20 protein-coding genes are annotated in these 25,940 nt (G+C 44.0%); 10 read left to right on the plus strand and 10 right to left on the minus strand.

Translation table 11 applies throughout. The features are described 5' to 3' along the window. Positions 1 to 271: 271 nt before the first annotated feature. The 4 genes from ACQY73_RS20310 to ACQY73_RS20325 all read right to left on the minus strand — a co-directional run bounded on the left by ACQY73_RS20310 (position 272) and on the right by ACQY73_RS20325 (position 4,944). Positions 272 to 1,564, minus strand: coding sequence for an HlyD family secretion protein (locus ACQY73_RS20310; RefSeq protein ID WP_428654293.1), 1,293 nt, complete (start codon positions 1,562 to 1,564; stop codon positions 272 to 274). 10 nt (positions 1,565 to 1,574) lie between these two features. Beyond that, the gene (locus ACQY73_RS20315) at positions 1,575 to 3,806 is read right to left on the minus strand and encodes a peptidase domain-containing ABC transporter (protein ID WP_428654295.1); all 2,232 of its coding nucleotides are present in this window, start codon (positions 3,804 to 3,806) and stop codon (positions 1,575 to 1,577) included. A 346-nt stretch (positions 3,807 to 4,152) separates the two neighbouring features. Further along, positions 4,153 to 4,392 (minus strand): hypothetical protein, encoded by a 240-nt coding sequence (locus ACQY73_RS20320; RefSeq protein ID WP_428654298.1) that lies wholly within the window; start codon positions 4,390 to 4,392, stop codon positions 4,153 to 4,155. Positions 4,393 to 4,671: 279 nt separating this feature from the next. Further along, positions 4,672 to 4,944 (minus strand): hypothetical protein, encoded by a 273-nt coding sequence (locus ACQY73_RS20325; RefSeq protein WP_428654300.1) that lies wholly within the window; start codon positions 4,942 to 4,944, stop codon positions 4,672 to 4,674. Positions 4,945 to 5,378: 434 nt separating this feature from the next. Here ACQY73_RS20325 and ACQY73_RS20330 point away from each other — a divergent pair, with 434 nt between their 5' ends. Next, positions 5,379 to 6,872, plus strand: coding sequence for a hypothetical protein (locus ACQY73_RS20330; RefSeq protein WP_428654302.1), 1,494 nt, complete (start codon positions 5,379 to 5,381; stop codon positions 6,870 to 6,872). Positions 6,873 to 6,967: 95 nt separating this feature from the next. Here the strand turns inward: ACQY73_RS20330 and ACQY73_RS20335 are convergent, their stop codons facing one another. The 3 genes from ACQY73_RS20335 to ACQY73_RS20345 form a co-directional block, all read right to left on the minus strand. After that, positions 6,968 to 8,776, minus strand: a complete 1,809-nt coding sequence (locus tag ACQY73_RS20335) for a histidine kinase dimerization/phosphoacceptor domain -containing protein (RefSeq protein ID WP_428654304.1) — start codon at positions 8,774 to 8,776, stop codon at positions 6,968 to 6,970. A 92-nt stretch (positions 8,777 to 8,868) separates the two neighbouring features. Next, positions 8,869 to 9,648 (minus strand): response regulator, encoded by a 780-nt coding sequence (locus tag ACQY73_RS20340; RefSeq protein ID WP_428654306.1) that lies wholly within the window; start codon positions 9,646 to 9,648, stop codon positions 8,869 to 8,871. A gap of 289 nt (positions 9,649 to 9,937) precedes the next feature. Then, positions 9,938 to 12,343: a M1 family metallopeptidase gene (locus tag ACQY73_RS20345; RefSeq protein WP_428654308.1), complete on the minus strand. Its 2,406-nt coding sequence runs from the start codon at positions 12,341 to 12,343 to the stop codon at positions 9,938 to 9,940. 126 nt (positions 12,344 to 12,469) lie between these two features. Between ACQY73_RS20345 and nhaD the strand changes: the two genes are divergently transcribed. The 9 genes from nhaD to rimO all read left to right on the plus strand — a co-directional run bounded on the left by nhaD (position 12,470) and on the right by rimO (position 22,322). Beyond that, the gene (gene nhaD, locus ACQY73_RS20350) at positions 12,470 to 13,795 is read left to right on the plus strand and encodes a sodium:proton antiporter NhaD (protein WP_428654309.1); all 1,326 of its coding nucleotides are present in this window, start codon (positions 12,470 to 12,472) and stop codon (positions 13,793 to 13,795) included. Between the two features lie 97 nt (positions 13,796 to 13,892). Continuing rightward, entirely contained in the window at positions 13,893 to 14,933 is a 1,041-nt protein-coding gene (locus ACQY73_RS20355; RefSeq protein ID WP_428654311.1) for a DUF4097 family beta strand repeat-containing protein, read from the plus strand. A 157-nt stretch (positions 14,934 to 15,090) separates the two neighbouring features. Beyond that, positions 15,091 to 17,022, plus strand: a complete 1,932-nt coding sequence (locus ACQY73_RS20360) for a redoxin domain-containing protein (RefSeq protein ID WP_428654313.1) — start codon at positions 15,091 to 15,093, stop codon at positions 17,020 to 17,022. A 157-nt stretch (positions 17,023 to 17,179) separates the two neighbouring features. After that, positions 17,180 to 18,040, plus strand: coding sequence for a glucose-1-phosphate thymidylyltransferase RfbA (gene rfbA, locus ACQY73_RS20365; RefSeq protein ID WP_428654315.1), 861 nt, complete (start codon positions 17,180 to 17,182; stop codon positions 18,038 to 18,040). Between the two features lie 64 nt (positions 18,041 to 18,104). Then, positions 18,105 to 18,692 (plus strand): riboflavin synthase, encoded by a 588-nt coding sequence (locus tag ACQY73_RS20370; protein ID WP_428654317.1) that lies wholly within the window; start codon positions 18,105 to 18,107, stop codon positions 18,690 to 18,692. A gap of 46 nt (positions 18,693 to 18,738) precedes the next feature. After that, entirely contained in the window at positions 18,739 to 18,963 is a 225-nt protein-coding gene (locus tag ACQY73_RS20375) for a hypothetical protein (RefSeq protein ID WP_428654319.1), read from the plus strand. Then, on the plus strand, positions 18,957 to 19,346 hold the full coding sequence (locus ACQY73_RS20380; RefSeq protein ID WP_428654321.1) for a type II toxin-antitoxin system VapC family toxin: 390 nt from the start codon (positions 18,957 to 18,959) through the stop codon (positions 19,344 to 19,346). The genes ACQY73_RS20375 and ACQY73_RS20380 overlap by 7 nt, the downstream gene beginning before the upstream one ends. Before the next feature lie 13 nt (positions 19,347 to 19,359). Beyond that, positions 19,360 to 20,835: an alpha-amylase family glycosyl hydrolase gene (locus ACQY73_RS20385; RefSeq protein ID WP_428654323.1), complete on the plus strand. Its 1,476-nt coding sequence runs from the start codon at positions 19,360 to 19,362 to the stop codon at positions 20,833 to 20,835. Positions 20,836 to 21,014: 179 nt separating this feature from the next. After that, positions 21,015 to 22,322: a 30S ribosomal protein S12 methylthiotransferase RimO gene (rimO, locus tag ACQY73_RS20390; protein WP_428654325.1), complete on the plus strand. Its 1,308-nt coding sequence runs from the start codon at positions 21,015 to 21,017 to the stop codon at positions 22,320 to 22,322. Between the two features lie 52 nt (positions 22,323 to 22,374). Here rimO and ACQY73_RS20395 read toward each other — a convergent pair whose 3' ends face one another. The 3 genes from ACQY73_RS20395 to nagA form a co-directional block, all read right to left on the minus strand. Beyond that, positions 22,375 to 23,733 carry a putative oxidoreductase C-terminal domain-containing protein gene (locus ACQY73_RS20395; protein WP_428654327.1) on the minus strand — a complete coding sequence of 453 codons (1,359 nt, stop codon included), beginning with the start codon at positions 23,731 to 23,733 and terminating at the stop codon, positions 22,375 to 22,377. Positions 23,734 to 23,783: 50 nt separating this feature from the next. Next, positions 23,784 to 24,578 carry a glucosamine-6-phosphate deaminase gene (locus ACQY73_RS20400; RefSeq protein ID WP_428654329.1) on the minus strand — a complete coding sequence of 265 codons (795 nt, stop codon included), beginning with the start codon at positions 24,576 to 24,578 and terminating at the stop codon, positions 23,784 to 23,786. Between the two features lie 160 nt (positions 24,579 to 24,738). Continuing rightward, positions 24,739 to 25,914 carry an N-acetylglucosamine-6-phosphate deacetylase gene (gene nagA / locus ACQY73_RS20405; RefSeq protein ID WP_428654331.1) on the minus strand — a complete coding sequence of 392 codons (1,176 nt, stop codon included), beginning with the start codon at positions 25,912 to 25,914 and terminating at the stop codon, positions 24,739 to 24,741. Positions 25,915 to 25,940: the final 26 nt, after the last annotated feature.

A 25,940-nucleotide genomic window follows, 5' to 3' on the forward strand; every position in this document is an offset into this window, starting at 1 on the left:
ATGAAATACGAATGTTGGTTGCTGCTATTATAATAAGTATAAGGACGAAAATAATAAAGTGTACCGAAATAAACTAAAGGTTACATCAATACACCTGCGATGTTGATAAGTGATTCCGGCAAAACCTGTCTCTTTTTTTTTATGAGTGCCTTACTTGGTGGATGTAGGCGGGACAGGTCAATAGTATGGGAAGTACGGTTATTTTCTGTCAACTTCGAAAAAATTTCCGCTAATTTTTTTAGGTACGACGGCGTACATTGGCAAGTTTCTGCTACCGGACTTCGCCGACTTTTCTTAATTGGTATATAAACCGTTGTAATAGCCGGAGGTCTTCCGTGACAATTTCGGCGTTTGCCACCATCCCCGTACGATAACGTAGTTTTTGATGATAGGTAGTTGTCAGACCATTGGGTAGCGTTACTTTGGCCGGAAAAACACCGTCTTGAAGTGGAACTTCGGAAATTTCGGTGATGATTCCCTTGACGTACCCAAATTGCTCAAAAGGATATCCTGCAAATTTAATCAATACCGATTGCCCCGCTTTTACTTTTCCCAAATTCTGCTGCGGAACGGTCAGCAGGCCAATATAATCTGAGCCTGTTGGTACAATTGAAAACAATTCAGTTCGGGCAGTGATAAACTGGTTTTCTTCCAATAAAGTCGGGAAAGAGACCCGCCCGGCGATGGATGTCGTCAGTATGTAGCGGCTTTTCCACTCTTCTACGGCACTGCGAAGCGTATTTAATCGCTGTAAAAAATTGGCTCGGTATTCGCGCACCTGTTGGTCCAGTGTCAGCAAATCACCTTGTTTGTTCCGTTGAGCGGTTTCGTTTTGTAGGATTACCGTCTCCGTTTGACGATAGGGGAGGGTTCGGGCCAGCAACTTGCTTTCTTCCCGTTTTAATTCCAAAGGAGCGATGAGACGTTCTTCGGCTAGTTTTTTTTGAACGGCATATTCTTCCTGTGCCAGCCGGCTGTCTTTTTGCTGAAGCTGCTGCTGCTGCCGTAGGTTGTCGGTCATGGCCTTTAAGTCTTCCATTTCTTTTAAAAGAAGTTCCTTTTTTTGGCTGTAAAAATGTCCTGCCAAGTAGGCTTGTAATCCCGTCAGTGACTCCTCAAATACCTGAAATTGGGGCTGTAATTCACCCAAATGACGATAGTCAGTCAGCCGATGCCGGGCCAATGTTTCCAGTCTGCCTGCATTTACCACTTTCCACGCTCGATTCAGTTCGTTAGACAATCGCAAAACTTCATCGTGGTGGGCCGTACTTTCCAGGTAGCCCATGACTTGATTTGCCTCTACCGTTTGCCCATTTTTTACAAACAAACGAACCAACCGACCTTCACTGCGGGCAACTATACTTTTGGGGGCATTGACCGACGTTAGGCGAAAGGGGGCTGAAACAACGTCTGGATAACGAATGACCCACGTACCTGTAAAGAAAGCGCTGACCAACAAAAAGATGATCGTGGTACCCCACCGAACCAGCGAATGTGGGATACAGGTGATAAGTTCTTCTACTTCTTCAGAACGAACCGACGAATAAGATGAATGGTTTGACATAGGTTTAAGGTTAAGAATCTAATTCCAATTGATTTTTAACTAACTCCCAATAAGCCCCGTGTTGGGCAATCAATTGACTGTGAGAGCCTACTTCCAGGATTCGGCCCGCATCGAGCACCACAATTTGATCCGCATTTTTGACGGTACTCAGTCGGTGAGCCACCACCACGACGGTTCGGCCTTTAAAAAAATCATTTAGTGCATGCATGACAGACGCTTCGTTGTTGGCATCTAAGGCATTGGTAGCTTCGTCGAAAAACAAAAATTGTGGGTTTTTGTAAATAGCTCGGGCAATCAGCAAGCGTTGCTTTTGGCCTTGACTGAGGCCGTTTCCTTCTGCTCCGATTTTGGTATTGTATCCCAAAGGCAGTGCATCGACGAAGTCAATGATGTTGGCTGCTCGCATGGCATTTCGTAAACGACTTTGGTCGAAATGTTCTTCCCCCAAAGCGATATTGGCAGCGATGGTATCCGAAAAAATAAAGCCTTCCTGCATCACTACTCCGCAGTTGCTGCGCCACATCTCATGACTCATATCGCGAAGCCGCGATTCGCCTACTTGGATTGTGCCTTCGGTGGGTTCGTGAAATTTTAAGAGGAGCTTTAAAAGGGTGGTTTTTCCGCTGCCGCTCATGCCTACAATGGCGGTGGTTTTGTTGGCAGGGATGGTTAAGTTAATACCGTTTAACACTTTACGGTCGGCCATGCCGGGGTAGGAGAATGAAAGATGTTGTAATTTCAGGGTGCGCTGTTCGGGAAGGTAGTTCATTTTGGGCCGTTCAACGGGGTCTTCATCCTCAAGGGTATGAATTTCATTGAGTCGTTCCAGGCTAATCTTGGCATCTTGCCAGCTATGGGCAAAACCTACCAACTGCCCAATGGGGCCGCTCAACTGACCCGTAATAGACTGAATGGCCAGCATTGTTCCGAAGGTAAGTTCTCCGTCGATAACTGCTTTTGCACTCATAAATAAGATAACCAAACTGATTCCCTGGAGAATCGTAAAAGTACCGGTTTGCTGAAACTGCCCCAGCGATAACGTACGAACTTGCAGGTGAAATATCCGAGCTTGTAATCGTTCCCAATCCCAACGAAAAAAGCGTTCGGCACCTGCCAGTTTAATATCCTGAACGCCCGAAACCATTTGGACAATTTTGTTATGGTCTTTAGAAGCTAATTCAAACGATTTAAAATCTATTTTCCGACGTTGGCGCATAAACAGAAAAACCCAACCCACGTAGAAGCTATTTCCAACCATAAAAATGGTAAAGATGGTAAGATGGTAGTAGGCCAATACACAACTGAGCAGCAACAAATCAATGAACGAAAAAAGAATCGTCAGGGCTTGACCCGTTAGCAGGCTTTCGATGCGTTGGTGATCGCCAATGCGTTGAAGAATATCACCAAGCCGTTTTGTTTCAAAAAACGAGTTGGGCAACCGCATTAGTTTGTTCAGAAAATCCGAAAGAATGGATAGGTTCAATCGGGTACTGATATGTAGCATGATTCGGCCCCGAATGGCTTCAATAATTTGCCGACTGACAAGTAAAAAAGCCATGGCTGCCAATAGCGTATATACAAAAGGTAAATTTCCGGTATTGACCCCTATATCTACCAACGATTGAGTCAGCATAGGATAAATCAGCTGAATGCCGCTGCTTACTAAAAGCCCGAGCAGCACTTGCGCAATGAGCCGACGGTATTGAATCAAATAACTTCCCAATTGTCGTAAACCCAATGCCCCCTTTTTTTCGTCTTCCTGCCGGTAAAAAGTAGGGGTAGGTTCGAGCAGTAGCACAATACCATTTGAGGTGCCATTGGGTGAATTAGTGGCCCAGTTTTGGCAAAACTCCTCGACTGAATAATCAACCAATCCCTTGGCGGGGTCGGCTATCCTAACAGTTTTGCGTCGCTCTCCCCAAAGCCATGTGGGTTGATTTGATTTCCCTGCCCCGGTGATTTCGTAAACAATTACAAAATGGTTTTGCTGCCAATGTACGATGCAGGGAAGGGGTACTTCCTGCGCCAGTACCTCAAACGGCAGTTGCGTAGCCATGGTGCGAAAACCAATATTTTCGGCGGCTTCGGCAATACCCAACATCGACACGCCGTCTCGATTGATTTGAGACTTTTCTCGGAGCGTTTGCAGTGATAACGAGCGACCATAATGTTTGGCAATCATGCGCAGACAGGTTGGCCCGCAATCCATTTGATCAAGTTGACGATAGACAGGAAAGCTCATAGTGGGCAAGGATTAGAGCCGGTTTGGCAGATTAGTTGAATTTCTCCCTAAGGTTAGGAAGACGAGTAATTGTTGAAGGATTTCCGTCGAGAGTGATATCTGCCATTGGAAACGGAGTGCCACAAATGGGCTTTTCCTTGGGTAAAAGGGGCCTGTCAGGAAGGTAAGACGACAAGTCTGATTTCCGAATGGATAGTACTGTTTCGGATCCCCTGCCTCCAACAATTGACTGTTGTTGCTTGGCTGAAAGCTCGAATTTTTTAAATTTTGTTAACATAGTCCTTGAAGTAAATTATAAAAAGGCCGGAGCTTAATGAGTTAAACTGCGGCCGAAAATTGAAATCGTTTAGCGTTTGGGCATTGCGCCGGCCATACTGGCCATTGTTGCCGCTATTTGCATCGAACCACTTATGAGTGCAGCGTTCAACCGGTATTGGGATGAATTTCTTCTGGCTTCAGCCTGTTTTTCGGCTTCAGCCTGTTTTACTTGGTTTAGTAGATCATAGAAATCTGAATCAGAAGCGCCACCTTGTACGGCTTTTTGCTGATTTTTTGAGATGGCGAATTTTTCAAATTGTGCTAACATGATTTGTGAGTGCTTTGGCTACCCGTGCTTCTCCTTGAAGTACATTGTCCTCGGCTGATTGATGATTCAAAGGTAGTTTGTCAAACAAGAGCGTGCCGGAAATAGGGTGTGAATGCCTGCTGTGAAGCTGTGAAACCTGCCAATTTTGTAGGGAAATCAGCAAGTGCCGGTACTTGCTCATCGTGTTTGTAAAGCGTTAGAAATAGATGGGCAACGGCTAAAAAAATAAAGTGCCCGGATGAATTCACCCAAGCACTTCGGCAAGCGATTTTGTCTGTATTATCTGATATTGTTAACGATGCTACTCAGCACGTTACCCGTTTGTTTTAAAATTGCTGCCTGAGTTTGAGTGGCAAGGTTAAAAGCATTCATCGTATTCTGAACTTCCGGTAATGCTGCCGGCGAACTGTTTGGTTGCAATTCCAGGGTTGAATTCAGAAGGTTGGCTCCTGTTTTAGCAACGTTTAATGCTACGCCCGTAACACTGGCTCCACCTTGTACGGCTTTTTGCTGATTTTTTGAGATGGCGAATTTTTCAAATTGTGCTAACATGATTTGTGAGTGCTTTGGCTACCCGTGCTTCTCCTTGAAGTACATTGTCCTCGGCTGATTGATGATTCAAAAGTAGTTTGCCAAACAGGGATGTGCCGGAAATAGGGTGTGAATGCCTGCTGCGAAGCTGTGAAACCTGTCAATTTTGTAGGAGAATACTGTATTGTACTTTTAAATGTATAGGCAGTTGAAATACAGCTGATTAATCATGGGTAAAAAGCGGGTAATAAAAATGTCTTTCAGTTTTTACCTACAAAAAAAGGAAGGTTTACCTACGCAGAGTCAGCATTCACCTACAATTCCCGGTTTTGACTTTCCATCCGCAGTAATCTTGTATCGGATTCGCAGGGAGGTGTATAATTCATGATCACCCCTCCGAGTTCCAAACTCGTTAAAGCGACCGAATTTTCTCTTTTTTAAACGATAATAATACAATGAAAAAGCAAATTACGTATGGTATTGTGGCTGCAACTGTCTTGATGTGGAATTGCAAGCCGACTGAAATTGACGCTGTTGACTCCCCAACGACCGCCGTTAAGCATTCAAGTGCGCGAATACCGGCCCCTCCTAAAGCATGGGATTTAACACTGGGTGGATATGGCATTGATATATTGACTGTCGCCCTAAACGACCCTACGACTTCGAGAGGGTATATTTTTGGTGGTTCCTCTAATTCGCCGACTTCTGCCAGCACTAACGATAGGTTTGAGGCCTATGGAGGGAATGATTACTGGGTGGTTAAAGTAACCGCCGATGGTACTTTTAAACATTATAACCGAGCTATAGGCGGTTCAGGAGAAGACCGGTTAGCGTCCATCGTGCCGCTGTCAGACATGACTATGGTGCTGGGCGGATCGTCTAATTCGCCGGCTGAGGATATGTCTAAAAGCCAGGGTTCCAAAGGGGGGTATGATTACTGGATTGTCAAAGTGAACCGCTATGGAAACGTGATATGGGATAAAGTACTCGGGGGAACCAATGAAGACCACCTGACCTCAATGGTGGCCACAAACGACGGGGGCTTTCTGGTAGGGGGTATCTCGGCCTCGTTGGCAAATAAAGTTACGCCGGTAATCGGAAACCCGCTGGGTGGAATAGCTTCCTTACAACCCCAGCCAATCAGCAGCGACAAATCAATGAACAGTTGTAACGGGAGCTACGACTACTGGATTGTAAAGGTGGATGGCAACGGCAAGAAGCAATGGGATATAACCCTGGGCAACGGAGGAAATGATTATTTGGCATCGGTCGTAAAAGCAGCAGATGGAGGCTATCTGCTGGCAGGCTACTCATCATCTGAGGGTTTGGCAGGCAACAAAACGGCTGCCGGTAAAGGAGGCTATGACTACTGGGTCGTCAAGATTGACGCCAATGGCAACAGGCAGTGGGATAAGACGTTCGGAGGAACGCAGGACGATCAATTAGCCAAGGCGGCCGCAACGCCCGATGGCGGGTTTGTCCTGGGCGGTAGCTCGTCCTCGCCCGCCGGGGCTGACAAGACAGAAGGTCTGCGCGGTGCTGCCGGTCAAAACGATTACTGGGTTGTCAAGATTGATGCCAATGGCAATAAGCAGTGGGATAAGACGGTTGGGAGCCCGGGCGACGATACCTTTAAGTCACTGGCCGTAACAGCCGATGGGGGTATCTGGCTGGGTGGCGAAACGCCTTCTGCACCGGGTGGTGAAAAAATTGACATACCTAAAGGAGTTTTAGATTACTGGATTGCAAAACTGGAAGCGGATGGACGTTATCTGGGGCAGGATAAAACCCTGGGCGGAACGGCTACAGATAAGTTAGGCGATATGCTGATAACCGCCGATGGCGGAATCATTGCCGCCGGCTCTTCTCAATCCCAGCCCGGAGGAATCAGTGACAAAAGTGAGCGGCCAAAAGGGATAATGAACTATTGGGTCGTCAAACTCAAATGATAAGATAAGTATCTACAAATGGGCGGTCTCTGAATTGGAGGCAACCTTTTTGTAGATGCAAGCGAGCTCTCAGCTAATGCGCAATGCTCAGTAGATCAGGCTATTGCCGGTTCTGTTTCGGGAGTAAGTATTGCTTTCTTTTCAGGAACCGGCAGAATCAACAGAAAACGAGTACCATTCTCGCCACTTATTTCCAGTCGTCCACCGGCCTGTTTGGTCAGGGAGGTAATCAGTCGCTTCCCAAACGAACGACTTGGCTTTTGCCACTGACTCACATCCATGCCCGGGCCATTGTCTTTGATTTCGAGGTATAGCTGATCTTCCTTCCATAGGCTGATGCTCAGGCTTGGCGCATCAATCCCTTTATAGGCATGTTTGAAGGCATTGGTGGTCAATTCGTTCAAAATCAAGCCCAACGGAACGGCCAGTTCTACATCCAAATCAATTGGAGCAATAGTTAACCGGAGGTCGAAATTGTCTTGGTGGTTAAACGATTGCATCAATCCCCGTACCAACTCGTCGATATAGGTCTGCATATTCACCCGAGTGACGTTATCCGTTTGGTACAATTGCTGATGAATCAACGACATGGCTTCCACCCGCTGCTGCCCTTCCCGTACAGCCCGTACGGCGTTTTCGTCTTCCAGTCGGTTGGATTGTAAGTACAACAGGCTCGACACAATGGCCAGGTTGTTTTTGACCCGGTGGTGCAGTTCGCGCATGAGTTGTTTCAATTGACCGGATTGTTTATTGATCCGTTCATTAGCATCGGAAAGAGTTTGGTTGGTTTCAGCCAGTTTGCCGTTAACCTGTCGGATAGTACGGTATTGTAAAAGCATGATGCCGAGCAGAAAGGTCAGCAGTATAGCACCACCCGTCAGCCAGGCCAATTGCTGTTTTTGGCGGAGATTATCTTCGTCAAGGCGTTCAATATGCAGCTGTTTCTCACGGGTTTGAAAGCGAGTTTCTGTTTCGATCAATTGGCGGCTTTTTTCAGCATTCATAACACTGTCCCGATACACCATACTCAGCTTTTGATACTGAAATGCCTGCTGAAATTGCCCGCGTTTTTCGTAAATGGCCGTCAGGGTCTCGTAGATATTTTGATAATAGGGTGGCGTTTTTGACTGAGAATCAGCCCATGTTAAGGCCATTCGGATATACTCCTCGGCTTCATTGAGCTGATTTAACAGCAAAAGCGTATTCGGCAGGTTGACATAAATCATACCTTCTAATTCTACATCCTGTGTTTCTTTTGCCGCTTTTAAACATTGCTGATAAATGTCTGCCGATTGACGGTATTGTCCCGAATTTTTCAGAATGATTGCCCGATTAAATAACGAGACAGTGTAAGAATCTTCTTCCTTGAGCGATTGGTAGATGCGAAGGGCTAACTCGTTATAGTGAAGTGCTTGGTTATATTTCTTACGAATATCTTCAATAGCAGCCAGGTCATTATAAATATTGGCAATTTCCAATTCAAGCTTTTGTTGCCGGGCAATGGTCAGTGCCTGTTCGCAGTAGTATTGTGCTTTTTCTAACTCACGGAGACTGATGTACACGCCTTCTATTCGTTGCAGCGCTCTGAGCTGCCTCCGATATTCACCGACCGAACTGAAAATGGATTGTGCTTTTAAATAATGTGATATGGCCTTTGTCGGGTTATTCTGATTGCGTTCCATATTTCCCATTGCCATATACGTTCTGCCTGTCTGAATGCGGTTATTGGCATGTTGGGCGATTTGCAGCATTTCATTGGTAGCCGGGGCTGCTTCGGAATACTTACTTTGATTTAAAGCATTGACACTGTAGTCGTAAAGCCGTTCAAAGCGAGCAGAATCCGATAAGGTTTCAATTTGATGTTGAAATACAGGAAAAGGAAGCAGTGTGTCAGACTGGCCCATAAGTTTGTGGGTAAACAAACAGAAACAAAGAGCCAACAATAAAGAGGATTTCATAAAATTAGGCTTGTATTTTGTGCCGGGAACTTGCGATGTCAACGGGCTTGAAAGTGACGCATAAAATCTTCTTTGTATTGTTGTCCGAAAGGAATGGTCATAGTATCAATAAAAATTTCACGTTCGTTGAACCCTTTCAATTGGTTTACATTAACCGCATACGAACGATGTACCCGTACCAATGACGAATAATCAAGGCGTTCGAGTAAACTGCTCATAGAAAGTCGAAGCGTGTATTTATGACCTTTGGTTTGGATGGTCGTATAGGTATTGTCGGCCTCCAGCAACAGAATGTCATTGAGCGAAATTCCGACAAACTGATAATTATGTTTGATAAACACCTGATCCCCGCTGCGGAGAATAGATTCACGGCTTGATGCTTCCTTCTCCGCTGTACCGGATTTGGTTTCCTTTCCGGCCGCCGACGGTAAACGATTCATGACATAATTATGAATGGCGAGGTCAACCGAAATCTGCAAATTATCCGGTCGGACGGGTTTCGCAAGGTAAGCAGCGGGGAACGTTTCTTTAGCTCGTTCAATCGTTTCTTTATCGGTTTGCGAAGTAAGATAGATAACCGGAACCGGTTTGAAATCCAAAATATATCGAATGGTTTCAATGCCGTCCCAGTCTCCTTTTAAGTTAATATCACATAAAATCAAGTCAATACGATTTTGTCGATAGAGTGATAATGCCTCGGGACCGTTATCAGCCACGCCTGCCACTTCATATCCCTGAGTTTCCAAAAGGTCACTGACATACATCGCTAAGATGGCTTCATCTTCAATAATTAAAATTTGAACCTTATTCTCCGACATTATTACAATGGATTTTTGTACACATGACAAATATACAAAAACGCATATTCTTTTAATTGATATAGTTTAGTTCTCTTAATATTTACCTAAAATTGCTCATTCCTTATTTTTAGACGTAATTACATACCCGTTATTGGGCATGTATTTTAAACCATTGGCGGTAGTACTTCCCTTTATGTTATATGCCACCAAGCATTGATATGACAAATCAGTAAAACAGACCGGTCATTGCTTAAAGTCTATCTTGTAGCATAAAAAAAGGGCGGAAATCAATCCGCCCCTGCATGTATTAATTTTTGGCCCCGCCCTGTTGACCTGCTTTGGGTTGCTGACTTTGCTGTGCTTCCTGCATTGGATTGGTACCTCCGCCGCCTCGGCGACCTCCTCCCTGGCTCTTAAACAACTGAAACTTTGTAGGCTCGCTTGGCTGACGTGGAAAACTATTGTCTTCTTCGTCAATGTCGGCAATTTCACGATATGGGTCTAATGTCCATTGCACCACTTTTTTCTTTGAAGTAATGACTTTGGAGATTTGTTGATCGTTCAAGCGCCAGATCTCCGCGGGGAAACGCACCAAAGAATCAGTACCGTCTTCGTATTGCATTTTCACGATTACGGGCATGGGCAAACCGCCTTTGTTTTTTACTTTTAATGTGTAGAAATTCATGCCTGATTCGACCAGTTTACGCTCGTCAGGAGTCAAACTTGCCAAATAGGTATCGTATTTCTTTTTGTCGGCTTCGGTTACTTTGTAAGGATCATAGGTATTATAAAAATCCTTCATGTCCGGATTTTTGTCAACCACCGATTCTTTGATGTAATCTTTGTCGCGCTGACGGGCTACGGTGTTGCGTTTGGCATCGGCTTCTTTTTTGGCGGCAGCTTTATTGATTTCGGGATTTTGGGTATCCATAGCAAACCATTCCACTTCCACCAAGTCCTGATTCACAGGTTCTGTTCCATAAAACCATCCTTTCCAGAACCAATCAAGATCTACGCCTGATGCATCTTCCATCGTACGGAAAAAATCAGCGGGAGTGGGAGATTTAAATGCCCAACGACGACTGTATTCTTTGAAAGCGTAATCAAACAGCTCACGACCCATGACGGTTTCGCGCAAAATATTTAGCGCTGTGGCAGGTTTAGCATATGCACTGGCACCTGCATTGATGAGGTTGTCAGACATGGTCATGATAGGTACCAAATTTTTAGGGTCCTGCTTCATGTAATCGACAATGGCCTGAGGTTCGCCACGACGCGTTGGGTAGTCTCTATCCCATTCTTTTTCAGTGAGATATTGCATAAAAGTATTTAAGCCTTCGTCCATCCACATCCACTGACGCTCATCGTTGTTGACAATCATCGGGAAAAAATTATGACCCACTTCGTGAATAATTACCCCGATCATACCGTATTTGGTGGCTTCCGAGTATGTGCCGTCTGCTTCCGGGCGACCGCCATTGAAGGCAATCATTGGATATTCCATTCCACCCACGGGTCCGTGACAGGAAATAGCGACGGGATAGGGATAATCTACCGAAAATTTAGAGTAGGTTTTGATGGTATGCGCAATAACTTCGGTCGAATATTTGCCCCACAATGGATTTCCTTCTTTAGGATAAAATGACATGCAAAGCACTTTTTTGCCCGCTACTTCCTGCATTTTTCCGTCCCAAATGTATTTACGGGAAGTGGCAAAGGCCACGTCGCGCACATTATCTGCTTTGAAAATCCACGTTTTCTTGCCCGAAGGTTTTCCTTTTTCTGCTTTCTCACGTTCTTCCTGCGAAGCAATTACCACTACTTTATCGGATGTTTTAGCCTTTTCTAAATTCTTTAGTTGACCGGCAGTCAACACTTGATTTGCATTTAGAAGCTCGCCCGTAGCACCCAAAACGTGGTCGTCGGGGACGGTAATGGCTAATTTAAAGTTGCCAAACGTCAGCGCAAATTCTCCTTGACCATAGTATTGTTTGTGTTGCCAACCTGTCACATCGTCGTAAACACACAAACGAGGATAAAACTGTGCAATTTCATAAACATTGTTTCCATCTTTAAATGCCTCAAAACCGGTACGGCGACCACCTTTTGAAACCTCAACGATCCGATAATTCCAATCCATCGAAAATGAATACGACTGTTTGGTTTGCAGGGCTTGGGGCAAATCAATTCGCATCATGGTTTGATTGATAGTATATTTCAACGGTTTTCCCGTTTTTGCATCCCGAACCGATGTGACGTTGTAACCATAATCTGCATTGGAATAATTCATGTCGGTAATAGTGGCTAAACTTGCCATGCTGGTCTGATTGCCGAGTTCACCCGAACGAGTGATCGGACCGTGGGAGTTTTTGGCAAAAAGATTCTGGTCTAACTGAATCCAAACGTACGGCAAAGCATCAGGCGATTGATTGAAATACGTAATGGTTTCTGTCCCGATGATTTTGTTATTGGGCTCATCCAACTCTACCTTAATGTCGTAATCGGCGCGTTGTTGCCAATAATCCTTACCCGGCGCTCCCGAAGCAGCCCGAGTGGTGTTGGGAGTAGGCAGACCGGTTCCTAACTGTTCGAATCGGTCGTTGGCGTGGTAATTTTGAGGAGCGGGTGCTTGGGCTTTTGCTACGTGCGCACTTTTTACGAAACAAAAGGCGGTAACAAAAAGCAAGTTGATGATGAAGGATATTTTTCGCATGGGCTAAAAAATTGATTTACAGGCTAAATATACTGAAAAACGCCTTTTAGCCGAAAGAATTGATGCCGAAAAGACGTATTTTGCGATGAATTGCCGAAGTTTGAGGTCAGTTAATTGAAAAATAATATGTCTGCACTCCTGTTAGCCGGTTTCGTTTTAGGATACACTCTGATTGCCTTTGAACATCCTCTTAAAATTGACAAGGCTGCCTCGGCCCTTTTGACAGGCGTATTTTGTTGGCTGGTCCTGTTGTGGGGATTTGAACAAATGCCGGCATTTGAAGCCAATTTCCGGCAACTTGATGTACATCAAACGCTTAATAAAGACCTTTTTGATCAACTCGGCGAAATTTCAGGTATTTTATTCTTTCTACTCGGAGCCATGACCATTGTGGAGTTGGTTGATGCTCATGATGGATTTCACCCCGTTACAAGTCGTATATCTACAACGCATCGTGTCAAGCTTCTGTGGGTTATTTCCTGGGTGGCTTTCTTTCTGTCGGCACTCTTGGACAATATGACGACGGCGATCATCATGTGCGCATTGATCAGAAGAATCGTTAAGAAAAATGAAAATGCGTGGCTAATGGGTGGCTTTGTGATCATAGGCGCTAACGCAGGAGGTGCGTGGTCGCCCATTGGTGATGTAACCACCATCATGCTTTGGATTGGTGGACAAGTTACCCCTTTGGCCATTATGCAAACCTTGTTTCTGCCGTCGGTAATGAGTTTGTTGGCGCCGTTGCTGTTGGCTACGTACTTTTTTCGCGGGAAAAATGAAACCTTGCATCCAATAACGTCTGACAAAAAAGTGCACTATCAAACAACTGCCTTAGAGCAGAATACAATGTTTGCGTTGGGAGCGTTGGGTCTGTTGTTCGTTCCTGTTTTTAAGGCGGTTACGCATTATCCGCCTTACATGGGGATGCTGTTTTCGGTAGGACTGTTGTGGTTTTTTACGGAGTTCATGCACCGAAAAAAGACAGTTGAAACAAAGAAGGGTTTTTCGGTCGCGGCGATGCTGCACCGCATAGATACGCCCAGTATCTTATTCTTTTTGGGAATTTTGTTGGCAGTAGGAGCTTTGAATACGTCCGGACATCTACGTCAGGTTGCCGAAGGATTGAATCAACATTTGGGTGGAAATAGCTATTCCATAAATACGCTTATCGGATTGCTGTCGGCTATTGTTGATAATGTTCCGTTGGTGGCTGCTGCGATGGGTATGTACTCTATGACGGAGTTCCCTGCCAATCATGATTTTTGGAATTTATTGGCCTATTGTGCCGGTACGGGTGGAAGTATCCTCATCATTGGTTCGGCGGCGGGAGTAGCGTCAATGAGTATTCTGAAAATAGATTTTATTTGGTACCTTAAACGTATTTCAGGCTACGCATTTGTGGGCTATTTGGCAGGAATCGGCATTTATTATTTGACTCATTCATTTTTTTAAGAAATATTTTTTTTGCCGTGCAACGTTTCTTTTTCGATTTTCATCTCTTGTAAAAACAACGCGGAAAACCATCCTCCGCCCTAAACATTTACAGATCATGAAATCATACAGCCTACTTCTTTCTTTTCTTTTTGTTGTCTCGGTTGTCTTTGCACAAAACAGCGATGAAAAACCGTATATGACCAAAACATTCAACGCATCTTCTGTTAAAAACCTTAATGTTCGCACTTCCGGTGGCAGCATAAATGTAGCCGGTCAGGGCGGAGATGCTAAAGTAGAAGTATACATCCGGGCCAATAATTGGAACGGCCGCTCAGAATTGAGTAAAGAAGAAATTGAAGATCGTCTTAAAGAATACGAATTGACCGTAGCAATGGAAGGCGAAACCCTCGTTTGCAAATCCAAACGTAAAAATGAGAACGATAAATGGGATTGGAAACAATCATTGAGCATTTCGTTCAAAATTACGGTTCCTGAAAAAACAACGACGGACCTGGCCACCAGCGGCGGAAGCATCAAATTGGCTAAACTCTCCGGAACCCAAAACTTCTCAACCAGCGGCGGCAGTTTACATTTGGACGATCTGAGCGGAATGATCAAAGGACGTACTTCCGGCGGCAGCATTCAACTGATCAACTGTCAGGATCAACTTGATCTTGCTACCAGCGGGGGCAGTATCAAAGCCGAAAGCTGCAAGGGAGATATTAAATTGGTTACGTCGGGCGGAAGCATTCATTTGGATGGTTTGAACGGCAATGTGCGGGCAACGACCAGCGGCGGCAGCATCAAAGGCGGTGACATCAAAGGAGAATTGCTGGCCTCAACTTCAGGTGGTTCCATTCGCCTGACCGGCGTAGCAGCTTCGTTGAAAGCATCTACAAGCGCGGGAGGAATTGACGCCGAGATCGTAGCGTTGGGTAAATTCCTTGATCTGTCAACTTCGGCGGGTGGTATTCACGTACAAATGCCAATGAATAAAGGTCTTGACTTGGATTTGCGCGCTAATCGTGTAAACGTTGGAACATTGAAAAACTTTGACGGTACTCTGGAAAAAGACCGCGTGAATGGCAGACTTAACGGCGGTGGTACATTGGTAACGATGCGTGCCAGTTCGGGTTCTATCTCAGTAAATGACTAAAAAAGAATTAATTTAGTTTGTAAAGGTTTCCACAGTAAAAGCCTGACACTTTGGTGTCGGGCTTTTTTATGCTCGTAATAGGTTGGTAATTAAGATTCTTTTCCCCAATTTTGATAAAACGAATCGTTTGAGTCATCCACAATCTCTTCATCGTATCATGAAAAAAGCTCCCTTTTATCTCACTCTTTTGCTCTGTTGGTGTGGCGTTGTACGCGCACAATACACGGGCAATACAATGAAATTAACGACGGAAAAGCCCTTTGTAGGGCAAGCCATTGAGGTAACGTATAATCCCAAAAACACGAAATTAGCGGAATCTCCTTCTGTTGATGCTACCATTTACTGGTTACGTACCAAAGGTGAACCTATTGCTCAATCCTATTCTTTGGCTAAGAAAGGTGAAACCTTTGAAACAAAAATTACAGCTCCTACTGATGCGGTTGCTTTTTGCATAGTGCCTCAATACGAAGAAAAGAAAGATTTCAACAATGGTCTAACCTATGCGTTTCTTCTCTACGGCTCTGACGGAAAGCCACTTTCGGGAAGTTATGCCGGTTTGGGCTATGCGTATGCCAATTATTACTACGACATGGGCTTGGAAGATCGTGAAGTAGAAACGGCTAAGGCATTGATGGAAAAAGAATTTACGCTTTATCCTGCCAACAAACGTAAATTCTTTCAGGAATACATGTTTACGTTCAGTTCACGTAAAGAAGAAGATAAAAAACAACTGCTAGCGGAAGCCGAAGCATTGTCCAAAAATAGCGATTTGACCGAAGAGGAAATGGGAACCTTGCAACAGGCTTATCAGCGTACGCAGCAAAAGGAAAAAGCCGAGGCGGTTGTTAAACGTAAAGAAGAAAAATTCGGCAAAAAAGAAGATCGCATGGCGTCTTACAGTAGTTTCCTACGGAAGAAAGCTCCGATTGCCGAAAAGAAAAAAGAGTACGAACAATTGTGGAAAACCATGCCGGCAGAGCCAAAACCGATGGACTGGCAATACATGAAATACATTTACAGTACGTATGTAAGAATGTTGGCTGACTCCAATCGTTGGGATGATTTCAAAAAAGTAATTGCCGAAGCGCGTCCGGAAGTAAAAGCCGAAACGATGCAGACCTATAATAGTCTTGCGTGGGATTGGGCGAAAAAAGGTGAAAAATTGGAACAGGCAACCGATTTGTCAAAGCAGGCAACGGAATGGGCTAAAGCACAGATCACTCAACCGCGTATGGCAAGTGATCCTACCGCAAAAACAGACGCTCAACTTCGCAAAAGCCGTGAAAGTCAGTATTCAATGTTTGCCGATACCTATGGCTATATCTTACTGAAAGCAGGAAAAAATGCGGAAGCGGCGCGCTATTTGGAAGATGCCGCCGTAACGTATGGTAACTATAAAAATGCCGAGATCAACGAACGCTATGTAGAAGCGTTGGAGAAAGTAAATCCACCGGCCATCAAAGAAATTGCTGAGAAGAGTATCAAAAAGGGAAAATCCACCGACGCTATTATTGAAGCCCTTAAACAAACCTATACCCAAAAGAAAGGTAGTGCTGACGGATTTGATACCTATTTGGCCGATTTGAAGCGCATTGCCTCTGAAAATGCCAAAGCAGAGATTCGCGAAAAAATGATCCTGAAACCGGCACCTGCATTTAGCTTGGTCAATTTGGAAGGCAAGCCCGTTTCGTTGGCAGATCTAAAAGGTAAAACGGTCGTCATTGATTTTTGGGCAACGTGGTGCGGGCCTTGTATCTCTTCCTTCCCCGGTATGCAAAAAGCCGTTGACAAGTATAAAAATGATCCCAATGTGGCTTTTGTATTCGTAGATACGTGGCAAACCGAAGAAGACAAACGTAAAAATGCCGCTGACTTTATTGAGAAGAAAAAATACACGTTCAATGTCTTGTTGGATGATAAAGACGAGGTCGTGACATCCTTTAAAGTATCGGGCATTCCTACAAAATTTGTGGTCGACAAATCGGGTAATATCCGTTTCAAAAGTGTAGGATTCGGCGGTAACACCGATATATTGGTAGAAGAACTTTCAACGATGATTGCGTTGGCCAATGAAAACAGCCAGCCGTAAGCGATATTCTGCGACTGATTTTTAACAAAAGCCCGTCAATTTGACGGGCTTTTGTGCTGTGATATGGCTTTCCAACGGAGATTCTCTATTTTTATGGCATCAAATGTGTACGTGAAACAGTATTTCGCTCACTCAACATAATCTGAATCAATTCATCATGAAAGGAATTATTCTTGCCGGCGGTTCCGGTACTCGTTTGCATCCACTTACGTTGGCCGTAAGCAAACAGCTCATGCCTGTTTACGACAAGCCGATGATCTATTATCCATTGTCTATTTTAATGTTGGCAGGAATTCGTGAAATTCTTATTATTTCAACGCCGCATGATTTGCCGCATTTTCAAAAATTGCTTGGTGATGGAAGTCGTATAGGATGTGAATTCAGTTATGCCGAGCAGCCCAGTCCCGATGGATTGGCGCAGGCATTTATCATCGGAGCCGACTTTATAGGAAATGAAAAAGTAGCGCTGGTTTTAGGTGACAATATATTTTACGGAAGCGGCCTCAGCAAACTCCTTCAGGCCAATAATGACCCTGATGGCGGAGTAGTATATGCCTATCAGGTACACGATCCGGAACGCTACGGAGTAGTTGAGTTCGATCAGGACTTTAATGTTGTTTCCATTGAGGAAAAACCCGAAAACCCTAAGTCAAACTATGCCGTACCGGGACTTTATTTCTACGATAATGACGTTGTTGAGATTGCTAAAAATATCAAACCCAGCCCGCGCGGTGAGTTAGAAATCACAGACATAAACCGCGTTTATCTTGAAATGGGTAAACTGAAAGTGGGGGTATTGAATCGCGGAACGGCTTGGTTGGATACGGGAACTTTCGCTTCCCTGATGCAGGCGGGGCAGTTTGTGGAAGTAATAGAAGAACGTCAGGGCCTCAAAATTGGTTGTATTGAAGAGGTAGCGTATCGAATGGGCTTTATCGACGCCGAACGCCTCCGTGAAATTGCCCGGCCGCTTCTGAAAAGTGGTTATGGTCGTTATTTATTAGGTATATTGAAATAAGAAAGATAGCAGATGTTGGACGTTAGCATTTTGGCTGACATCCAACATTCAAAATCCATAAAAGATGTTTACAGGAATTGTAGAAACCACTGCCGAAGTGGTAGAGATCATATTTGAAGGGACCAATCTTACGTTCAGGCTTCGTTCCCATTTGGCTACTGAGCTCAAAATAGACCAAAGTGTGAGCCATAATGGCGTTTGTTTGACTGTAACAAGTTTGGAGCAAGATACATATACAGTAACGGCGGTAGACGAAACCCTCAAAAAAACCAATCTAGGCTATTGGAAAGTAGGAACAAAAGTGAACGTTGAACGCTGTATGCCTGCCAACGGACGTTTTGACGGGCACATCGTTCAAGGCCATGTAGACCAAACGGGCGTTTGTACTTATGTCGAAGAAGTGGGCGGGAGTTGGTTGTTTGATTTTCAATATGATTCGTCTATAGGCAACATTACCGTTGAAAAAGGTTCTGTTTGTGTCAATGGAGTGAGTTTAACGGTCTTCAATTCGCAGGATGATGGGTTCCGCGTAACGATTATCCCATACACTTATGAACATACCAACTTTCATCAGCTCCAGGCGGGTGATGTCATCAATTTAGAATTTGATATTTTGGGTAAGTATATGCAGAAGATTCTGGCGAAGAGGTGATTAAAAAAGGGACATGTCCGGTATATTTGGTAAAAACACTAATATTATGAATGCTATAAGTGATTTTGTAGTGGTGAAAGATAGAATAGTTAGCTATCAACTTCCTTTGGATTTTGATGCAAAGCGAGTACAAATTATTATTTTACCGGCTGATACCGAGCAATTGATACCTATTAAAAAGAACCGTATCCACAGTTTGAAAAAAAGTATTTCCGGAAAAGAAGCACAACGGTTGGAAGCACATATTAAAGAAATACGTGAAGAATGGTAAATAGATATTTGATTGACAGTTCTATTGCGAGTAAATATTTAGATGGACTTTTATCCGAAAAAGGATTTGAATTTATGGACTCGGTTTTTGATTTGGAAAGCAACATTTCAATCATTACCAAAATAGAATTATTGAGTTGGGTCACTGAAGAAACGAACCTCTATAAGCAAATAGAGATTTTTGTGGAAGATTCAATAGTTTTCCCACTCTCAGAAGATATTGTGTTGAGAACCATTCAATTGAGACGTAAATACAAATTAAAGACCCCTGATGCTATTATTGCAGCAACTGCTTTAATTCATAAATTAATAGTACTGACTGATAATGAGCGAGATTTTAGGGCAATCAAAGGGTTGAAAATCTCAAATCCACATTCATTGTAATTCTTTTCAAATCTTGTTTACTTTCCCACGCATTTGTTACGAAATCTTCGTTCGCTCTTTTTGTGATTCCAACGGCGATAATATTGGCGATCTTAACGGCATCACATCTAAATTGAATTATTTGCAGAGTTTGGGCGTAGAGGCCATTTGGCTAACCCCGATTTTTCCCTCTCCAAGTTATCATAAATACGATGTTGTTGATTATTATGCCATTGATCCTGAGTACGGTACATTAGATGATTTCAAACGCCTTATCTCCGAAGCGCATGCCAGAGGTATTGCGGTGATTATGGATTTGGTCATTAACCATACGAGTGCAAATCATGTTTGGTTTCAAGAATCTGTAAAGGGGCAGGATAATCCTTATCGCCAATTTTATAACTGGAAAAGCCCCAAAGAAATAGAAACGTTAGGGATTGCCACGCGAGAAATTACGCCGGATACCTGGGACCGTAATCCGTGGCATCATTGGCTTCATAACAGCGAGAAATACTACGGACTTTTCTGGAAAGGAATGCCCGATCTTAACTGTGATTATCCTCCTGTACGTCAAGCTATTTACGAAATAGGACGTTATTGGCTCCAAATGGGCGTCGACGGTTTTCGTCTTGATGCCGCACGCCATATTTATCCTGAATGGGAAGAATACAAGAATTATGATTTTTGGGTCGAGTTTCGCACCGAAATGCAAAAAGCCAATCCAAATGTGTATCTGGTGGGCGAGGTTTGGAGCTCTGCCGAAAAAATAGCCCCTTATTTTCAGGGCCTTACCGCTAACTTTAATTTCGATTTGAGTTTGGCGATTCAAAAAGTGACGGTGGAGGAGCAAGATACGATTCAATTAGCAGCTACATTAGCCAAGAATCGCGCCATTTTTTATCAAACCAATCCTCGGTTTATTGATGCGATAATGCTTACCAATCATGACCAAACGCGTATTGGCAGTGTGTTGGACAGCAGTTTGAACCGCCTGAAAGTAGCGGCCAACTTGCTTTTGACTTTGCCGGGACAGCCTTATATGTATTACGGTGAAGAAATAGGAATGTTGGGAATTAAGCCCGATGAGTTTGTTAGAGAGCCGTTTTTGTGGGATTATCGTCAGAAAGATCGCCGGCGTGCCCGTTGGATGAAACCAAAGTACAGCAAAAGCAAAAACGTTACCCCTTTGGCGGGTCAAGTCAATGATCCAACCTCCTTATTTAATCATTACAAACAACTTATTGCTCTCCGAAAATCGCACCCTGCTTTGGCTGATATTCACGGCGATATTGTGCCTTTGGACAATGATAATAAGCGTATTGTGGCCTTTATTCGAAAATCGAATGGGCAATCTGTGTGGGTCATTCATAACCTTTCAGGTGAGACAGTCAATTTTAATACTGTTGATTTACCTAAAAAACTACTTCTCAGTACGCGTCAGGAGACGAATTTTTCATCGCCAACTCAACTTATCCTCGCTCCTTATAGCTGTGCGATTTTGGAAAATTAGGCGTGTTTTATAGCCCCATAAATTGCCGGTTCCTTTTGAGTTCATAAATCAATTTTGGTGCTTCCGGTTGAGTTGTCGAACTTTGTGGCTCAAAAAACAGTAGTAAGTAATGAATATAAAGTATTGAGTATCATTATTTCACTCAATTCCCATTACTCAATACCCAATACTTAGGAGAAATGAAGACCAAAGGAACAAAGAAGAATAAAGTCAATATCGTGACGCTGGGTTGCAGTAAAAACCTGGTGGATAGTGAGAATATTTACACGCAACTCAAAGGAAACGGCTACAAGGTTTCGCACGAATCTAAAAAAGACGACGCCAGTATTGTGATCGTAAATACGTGCGGATTTATTGACAATGCCAAGCAGGAATCCATTGATACCATTTTGCGCTATGCGGATGCCAAAGAAGCGGGATTGGTAGATAAAGTTTACGTAACGGGTTGTCTGTCACATCGCTATAAAGATGAATTGGCCGTTGAAATTCCAACGGTAGATGCTTGGTTTGGAACCAATGAATTGCCGCGTTTGCTCAAAACACTCAAAGCCGATTACAAACAGGAATTGGTAGGCGAGCGCTTATTAACCACTCCTACCCACTACGCTTATCTCAAAATTGCCGAAGGCTGCGACCGCCCTTGCAGTTTTTGCGCCATTCCCCTTATGCGCGGCGGGCATGTTTCGCGTACTATTGACGATCTGGTCATTGAAGCAAAATCATTGGCCAGAAGAGGCACCAAAGAGTTGATTTTGATTGCACAGGATTTGACGTATTATGGCCTTGATATTTATAAGAAACGCAATTTGTCTGAATTGTTGAATCATCTTTCTGACGTGGAAGGCATTGAATGGATTCGTTTGCAATACGCTTATCCGTCGGGTTTTCCGATGGATGTGTTGGACGTAATGCGCGAGCGTTCCAATATTTGCAAGTACTTGGATATGCCATTGCAGAGTGGAAGTACGGAGTTGTTGAAATTGATGCGTCGCGGAATTACGCGTGAAAAAACCGAAGATTTGATCAAAACCATTCGCGATAAAGTACCGGACATCGCTTTACGTACTACGCTTATTGCGGGTCACCCGGGCGAGACGGAAGAGATATTTGAAGAAACGCTTGAGTTTGTGGAGCGCACGCGTTTTGATCGTTTAGGCGTATTTACCTACTCGCACGAAGAGCAGACGCATTCACATTCCATGCCCGATGATATTCCGGCGGAAGTGAAACAACAACGCGCCGACGACATTATGGCGGTACAACAGGATATTTCATGGTCGCTGAACCAAGCCAAAATCGGCAATACTTATAAAGTGCTTTTTGATCGGAAAGAAGGTGGGTATTTTATTGGCAGAACCCAATTTGATTCACCCGAAGTAGATAATGAAGTTTTGCTGCCAGCCAGCCAGTTTGTGCGTTTGGGCGATTTTGCTAATGTGAAAATCACTAACGCAGAAGAGTTTGATTTGTATGGGGAGTTGGTGTAAATAAAAAAGGCTTGGAAAGTTTTTGAAACTTTCCAAGTCTGATGCTTCGCTCTTACTTCTTCGATTTTGCCAGTTTTAACGCTTCTGTCGTTGTATAATATTTAGAGATCATGTTGGGAACTTCCCACGCAGGAAGTTTGCCTTCTTTCAAAAATTCCATGTATTTCTTGGCTACCTGCGCAAAGTGCGACTCGTGACCCGTATCGTATTTCTTCGGCACAATCACTTCCCATCCTTTGTCGTTTTTCTTTAACTCGATGCCCGGATACGCGGTTTGTGCTTTTTTAAAGGCCTCTGCTACTGCTTTTTCGTAGGCAGGTGTCGCATTAAGAGGCTCAATGTACAACACAGGCTTAAAGTTTTGATCCTTGCCTTGGCGAATGATCAAATTCGCTTTGCTGCCTTTCATGATGGAATAATGCGTGTCGCCCGTTCCCTGCGGTGCCTGAAAATTCCAGATCACCGATGCCCTTGCGTGAACGCCTTTTAGGGTGTAGTCAATCTGCCCGTTGGCGTACACTTCCAGGTTTTTGCCTTTCATATCCTTTTTAAGATAATCAGGATAGGTATCGCTTTTTGTCACCAATTTGAATTGCTCGGGCGTTAGCGTTGTGGCGTTGTGCGTAGCTGATAAAAATTTTATATCTTTTTGATAATCAATAACCTGATTGGGGAAACAGCTCCATTGAATTAAATCCACCAAGTGAGTGGTTACGTCTACGATGCCTTCACCCTGTTGATTCACATCAAAAAACCAACTTGGTCTGATCAACGGTTCACCTGAAACATATTTGAAAAAATGGTGAACGCTTTCTTTGGTTACGGCAGGATCTTGCGGTGTTCCTTTTTGTAAGGTACCAAACAACTCAGGCAACATTGCCAATTCACGTTGAAGCGCATTTGAGATTTCGTACCGCTCGGTCATGATGTCATAAAGCAATACGTTATTTTTTTTCGCCTGTGCAAAAGCATCTTTCAGTAACGAAAACCCTGCGGCATCAATGGCCATAGGCTTATCGGCCAACACGTTTAGTCCGGCATCTACTGATTTCTTAATGTAGTCGGTTTTCTTTTGGTTATTTCCCGCCAATACTACCAGATTTCCCGCTTTTTCTGAGATCATTTTTTGGAAAAAGTCAGGGCCTGTATATACTTTTTCCTCCCATTGAGTTGGGTCTTCCGGGCGAGAATTGTACTTTTTGATTTTATCAAGGTATGATTCTACATCGGGTCCTTTAGATGCATACACGTGAACAACGGGATTTACATTGTCATAAGGAGTATTTTGAACCAATGCCGCATGAAAGTGGCCGGGTTCCAATACGATCAGGTTAACTGCTTTCTTCTGGCTCATACCGGGAAGTGCTAAACTACTAATGGCTACTAAACAGCCTAAAACGCGGGTTTTCATAAACTACGTAATTGTGGGTGATTTTTATTTTGATAAGTCTGCTTGCGGTATTATTTACTTGCAACGGTCATTTCCTCTTTCCATTTCCGGGCGCTGTTTTGGTCAATAAATAACGTCGCATTGGGATGTTTACGTAAAATCGTAGACGGATATATTTCAGAAATGGCATCGATCAATGTATGATAAATGGCTTCGGCCTTGTGCGCTGCGGGCACCATGCAAAAAACCACAGGTGCTTTCACCAAGGTGGGAATTGTGAGCGTGAGAGCATATTCCGGGACTTGTTCAAGCGTCGCAAAACAACCGTCGTGGACTTGTTGCCAACGACTGGTTAGGTCTAAACCTACTTTTTTTACCAAAACGGGGTCATTAAAAAACGCTACGTGCGGGTCGTTAAAGGCAATGTGACAGTTTTCGCCAATGCCCATACAAACAATGTCAGTGGGGAATTCATTAAGCAAAGCTTCGTAGCGCAGACATTCTGCCTCAGGATCGTTGACGTTGCCATTAATGTAAAATACGTTACGAAGCGAAACTTTATCAAAGAAACGGTCTTTCAAAAAATTGCCGAATCGCTGCGGGGCATCGTCGGATAAGCCGATGTACTCATCCATGTGAAAGGCATTGACACGCTGCCATTCTATGTTGAGTTGTAAAGCCAGGGCATCCAGAAACTCATTTTGTGAAGGAGCAGCGGCAAAAATGATATTAACAACTTCTTGTTTTTTGAGTAATTCTCTGATTTTAGCAGCAGCCATTATTGCCGCATTTTGGCCTAATTCCTGGCGTGTTTTGAATACTTTGACGTGTAGGTTGTCTATTGTTGCTTCGTGTATAGGAGTCATTTCAAGTATTATATTTCGGATTTAGACAAATTTGTCATGCCGGAGGCATCTAAAAGCTGCGAATTGGTTTTGGCTTTTATAGAATTATCAATCTTATTTTAACATTGTGAGTTTTGAAAGTTTTTTAGATGCTTTCAGCATGACAAAACAAAGACGTGTTTCATACCTTAAACACTACTTTCCCCCCAACCATCGTCAGGCGGACGTTTATATCTTCATCAAAAATAACCATATCAGCATCTTTGCCTTTGGCGAGCGAGCCTTTTCGGTTTTCTACACCCATGATGCGGGCGGGCGTGGTGCTTGCCATGCGAACGGCTTCCAATAATGATACATTGGCCATATTGACCATGTTTCGTACCAATCGGTCAAAGGTAGCAACACTGCCGGCAAATGAGGTGCGGTCGGGCATTTTGGCTACACCGTCTTCGATGATGACTTTCAGGCCGTTTTTCAACGAACCCAATGTGCTTTCGCCTTCGGGCATTCCGGCACCGCGCATAGCATCGGTGATGAGAGCGGTGCGGTCGGCACCTTTGATTTTATAGATCAATTTGAGTAACGGTGCGGGTAAATGAATGCCATCTCCAATGATTTCAACGTCTAAATCTAACAAAAAAGCACTTTCAATCACACCGGCGTACCGAAACGCATTTTTGCGCGTTACACCCGACATGGCTGAATACAAATGGGTTACAAGTGAATACCCGTTTTCGTAGGCCTCCAATACATCGTCATAAAAAGCATCCGTATGAGCAATAGCCGCTAAAATGCCTTTTTGGCGCAAACGTTGTCCAAACGCAATCGCACCTTCCAATTCGGGAGCCGCGCTCCATCGTACGATAGAGGAGGAGTGATTGAGAATCTCTTCGTATTCGACCGGATCAGGGTTTCGAATGTAACGCGGATCTTGTGCGCCTCGCTGACTCAACGCAAAATAAGGTCCTTCTAAGTGCATTCCAAGAAAAGCCGCCCCGTTGGTATTGCTACGGGTTGCTTTTTCATACACATCTAAGGTTTGGAGTAAGTCTTCTTTTTCAGCAGTAAGCGTGGTGGGGACCAACGACGTAGTTCCGTATTGGGCGTGGAGTTCAGCAATTTTCAAAAAGGCTTCCACCGTTCCGTCCATAAAATCAAAGCCGCCGCCACCGTGTACGTGAATATCAATGAAGCCCGGCGCTATGTATTGACCTTGAGCATCTATTTCAGTAGCATCGGACACTTCTACGTTTCCTTCGTGGACGCCTAAAATTTGACCATTCTCAATGATTACTGTTCCGTTTTTGATGGCGCGGAAGGGCGTGAGAATGATGCCGTTGGTGAGTTTAATTTTCATTTTATCCGATATATTGCTGTTCGGGA

This window comes from Runella sp., from assembly GCF_965279615.1.
Lineage (GTDB): Bacteria > Bacteroidota > Bacteroidia > Cytophagales > Spirosomataceae > Runella.